The 3,228-nt window shown below is 47.8% G+C and carries 5 protein-coding genes; 2 read left to right on the forward strand and 3 right to left on the reverse strand.

The genetic code is table 11. The annotated features are described in order from the left end of the window. A partial coding sequence (locus HCR01_RS39730; protein ID WP_226890074.1) for a hypothetical protein occupies nt 1-198 on the forward strand: 198 nt, incomplete at its 5' end. 172 nt (nt 199-370) lie between these two features. On the opposite strand, the gene HCR01_RS37385 is transcribed toward HCR01_RS39730, so the two are convergent. The 3 genes from HCR01_RS37385 to HCR01_RS37395 form a co-directional block, all read right to left on the reverse strand. After that, nucleotides 371-709 (reverse strand): hypothetical protein, encoded by a 339-nt coding sequence (locus HCR01_RS37385; RefSeq protein ID WP_193200927.1) that lies wholly within the window; start codon nt 707-709, stop codon nt 371-373. Nucleotides 710-824: 115 nt separating this feature from the next. Then, nucleotides 825-1,490: a DJ-1/PfpI family protein gene (locus tag HCR01_RS37390; RefSeq protein WP_193200928.1), complete on the reverse strand. Its 666-nt coding sequence runs from the start codon at nt 1,488-1,490 to the stop codon at nt 825-827. Nucleotides 1,491-1,908: 418 nt separating this feature from the next. After that, entirely contained in the window at nt 1,909-2,838 is a 930-nt protein-coding gene (locus HCR01_RS37395) for an alpha/beta hydrolase family protein (protein ID WP_193200930.1), read from the reverse strand. Here HCR01_RS37395 and HCR01_RS37400 point away from each other — a divergent pair. Beyond that, complete coding sequence (locus HCR01_RS37400; protein WP_226890075.1) at nt 2,815-3,105, forward strand: hypothetical protein; 291 nt, start codon at nt 2,815-2,817, stop codon at nt 3,103-3,105. The genes HCR01_RS37395 and HCR01_RS37400 overlap by 24 nt on opposite strands. The last annotated feature ends 123 nt before the right edge of the window (nt 3,106-3,228 follow it).

Below are 3,228 nucleotides of genomic sequence, written 5' to 3' on the forward strand. Positions count from 1 at the left end.
TTGGCAATCGCCTGGCTCATACCATTACCCCGCTTTCTAGCATTAAAAGCTGTAGCCCTTATTCTGCATAGCTTAGAGCTTTTCTTAGTGCCATTCGGTCAAGCGATGAAGGACACGGGCATCCCGCTTAGACTTGCAGTGCGAGTGCATCACTATAGTCGGGCTAAACAAATTCATGTTTGCATCACAAAGATATGATTCAAGGAACAGGAATAGTCAACACGCGCTGATTAGGTAAGGTGAGCGAAACGGCAGAACTGCTGTCATTTCAAAGATTTCTCGTTGGTTGAAGATTTGGTATGACTTTACCGCGAGAAATTATATCCAAAAGGCGGGTTAGATGCCTGTACTCCCATAAGATCGAACGTTGTTATCGACTACGATCGAGATTCATCTGATCGAGTTGCTTTAAAGAATCCTCCCAATGCCCAGTGTTACTTGAAGCGATCGCCTCCAGATTCTCAATACGCTGTTTAAGTGCCTCCAGGGTTTCAGACGGAAATAGAGTGTTATGTCGGTCATCGTGCAACTTTCTCAACACTACGATCGTGCTGATTGTTGCACCGAACACAATGGTTGCTGGCAAGAAAAGCTTTTGATCGCGTCCGTGACCACTGAGCAAGATAGAAATGAAGAGCATCGCTGTTGCATATCCCCAAATTCTAGAGATAACCGTAACGCGAACGTCTTTTTGAGTCGAAATTGCCATAAGCTTCTCCTAAGATCCAGTTACCGCGATAATGGAAGTCGCGTAGAAACCAGGTTTTACCCAGCTTGTGGCGGCATCGCGATCCATGTCCGAAGTTGTAGTCATGTCAGCTTACTTATTTTGCGAGTTCTAAACTTGACATCCTCTGCATAAATGAAACCGCCTTGTTGACCAACTCAGGTCCCGCTTTTTCAGGTAAACCAGCATCAAATGGTGGGGCAGGATTGTACTCCAGTAATAGCTGAATAATCTTGGCGGTTTCTTCATCATAAAGGATGCTCGCAACCGTCAAACCAAAATCGATCCCGGCTGTCACGCCTCCACCCGTAATTCGATTGCGATCGATGACGACGCGATCAGTTCCAACCTCAACGCCCAGCTTTGCGAGTTGTTCGCGCATCCCCCAGTGAGTCGCGGCTCGATAGCCCTGTAGCAGACCCGCTTTCGCCAAAAACTCTGACCCGCCACACACAGAGGTAATAAACTTTGCAGTGTTGCCTTGTTTTCGGAAGAATTCCAACACCTCTGGATCGTCTACGACTGCTCGCTGTTCTAAGCCGCCACCGACACAAATCACGTCGAGGGGCGGGCAATTTTTAAAGGTAGTATCAGGCAAAATCACTAATCCGTCATCGGTTGCGATCGGGTCTAGCGTTTTCCAGATCCGATGAAGTTCGATACCAGGAAGCGCACTAAAGACTTGATGAGGTCCCACTATATCCAATGATGTCATACCAGGGTAAAAGACCAAACCAATGATGTACTTTGGTGAGTCAGTCATGAATTCATCTCCTCGCGGCGTTTGCAATTAAATCTATCCTCATACTAGAAATGGCAGCCCACCGCGCCTAGTCCTCGATCGAGTACTCTTTTTACCGCTATGATCATTTCCTTAAAGTTGAATACAGTCTCACTGAGATGGGTCGATCTCTACTCGAACCCATGCAATCCCTTGTGACATGAGCTGAACGCCACCATGACGCAATTAAAGCTAGTTGAACATTGAACCCTCCTACCCGGTGTGAGTCAATCGATCTAGAACATTACCACTACATCTATCCGCAGCCTACCTGTCTCATCCAATCGACGTGATGGAGAAGGGGCATCGACACGATCGCGCGGACGACGTTCCAGGTCCGAACTGCTTTAGCTCCCGAACCACCCACTAGGCGGTGCGTATCATATGCGGTACGCGACAATCAATACATGTACTTCTCGAACCAATCAAGCGCCACCTTCGGCTCTCTTTGAAAATAGGTGTAGCCATCCCAGCGCTGGGTCGTTCCCTGGACCCAGAAGAGCTCCTTGTCCCTGGCAGGCATGTTATCGAATATGGTTTGCACATCGATGGGCTTCGTCATCACGTCATCATACACTTGGTAGACAAGAGTCGGTAACGTAACGGACTTTGCTGCTTGAATCGGTGCTAGTTGATGCAGATCGAAGCTGGTGATCAGCTTGATGTATCGGTCAAGCTCCTCTATCCGGTCAGCCGGAACTCCGATCAGATCGAGCTGTCGTTCCAGAAAGAACCTAGGGGAGAGTGGCTGCACCCCGACCAAGCACCGGACATGGACATCTTTGAGATGCTCTGGGTGACGCGACATGGCGAATATTGTTGAGTTACATCCAAGACACTGACTGAAAAGTCCGATGGTCATGCCGCTCAACTCCCGTCGCGTCTTGGCATAAATGAGTGAGCCAATCACGTCGCGAGACTCGAATCTGCCGCTACTTCCGATACCGCCATTGCCCGCGCTGCTATGACCATGATTGCGCAAGTCGTAAGTCAGGACGTTATAACCAGCATCATGCAGAATTTTGTAATCCGGAATGAAGTTGACTTCAAAGTCATTACCTGAGGCGGAGAACATGGATTTCCAAGGTTCCAGGTGTGACGGTAAGCCATAACGGTTGAATCCTTTGAGGTGATTTACAATTATGAGCCTGTCTGATCCCTCTTTTGGAATGAACCAAGCTTCGAGCGGCACACCGTCCTGAGACGAAAACGTGACATCCTCGAATTCTAAATTTTCGTCTGCAGGTATTAATAGAATTGGCGAGCGCAACTGGTTCCTGAAACCATTTGCAATACCCGTCAGCACTTGCGTGATCTGCTCTTCGCTCATCGCGTTTCGTTCGACGTTGGGCTGTGTCAAGAGTTGTCTCCGATACTAGATGTTAAAGGCAACGAACAATGGGTTTGGTTAGCGTTGGCTGTCGAGACGCGAGAGATTATTGGATGCCATATAAGAGACCGTTGTGGAGCATCAGCAAAAGCCTTTTGGCAGTCATTACCTGCCGTCTATCGGCAGTGTGCAGTATGTTACAGCGGTTTTTGGGGGTCTTATCCGGTGGCACTGCCAAGCAGTATAGCGACCCACTTCATCAAATGAAGAATGTCAGATGTTGAAAGTGACAATTACAGCAAATTCGTAGTTTATGAGGTACAGTAACAGCAATTTGTAAACCAATTTTTGAGATGTTGAGGATTAACTAATTCAAGTGCTATTTTAATT

It is taken from the genome of Nostoc sp. MG11, assembly GCF_014904695.1.
Lineage (GTDB): Bacteria > Cyanobacteriota > Cyanobacteriia > Cyanobacteriales > Nostocaceae > Komarekiella.

Coding starts and splice junctions, on each gene's coding strand:
- HCR01_RS37385 (WP_193200927.1), bottom strand. CDS start 709: ATGGCAATTTCGACTCAAAAAGACGTTCGCGTTACGGTTATCTCTAGA.
- HCR01_RS37390 (WP_193200928.1), bottom strand. CDS start 1,490: ATGACTGACTCACCAAAGTACATCATTGGTTTGGTCTTTTACCCTGGT.
- HCR01_RS37395 (WP_193200930.1), bottom strand. CDS start 2,838: ATGAGCGAAGAGCAGATCACGCAAGTGCTGACGGGTATTGCAAATGGT.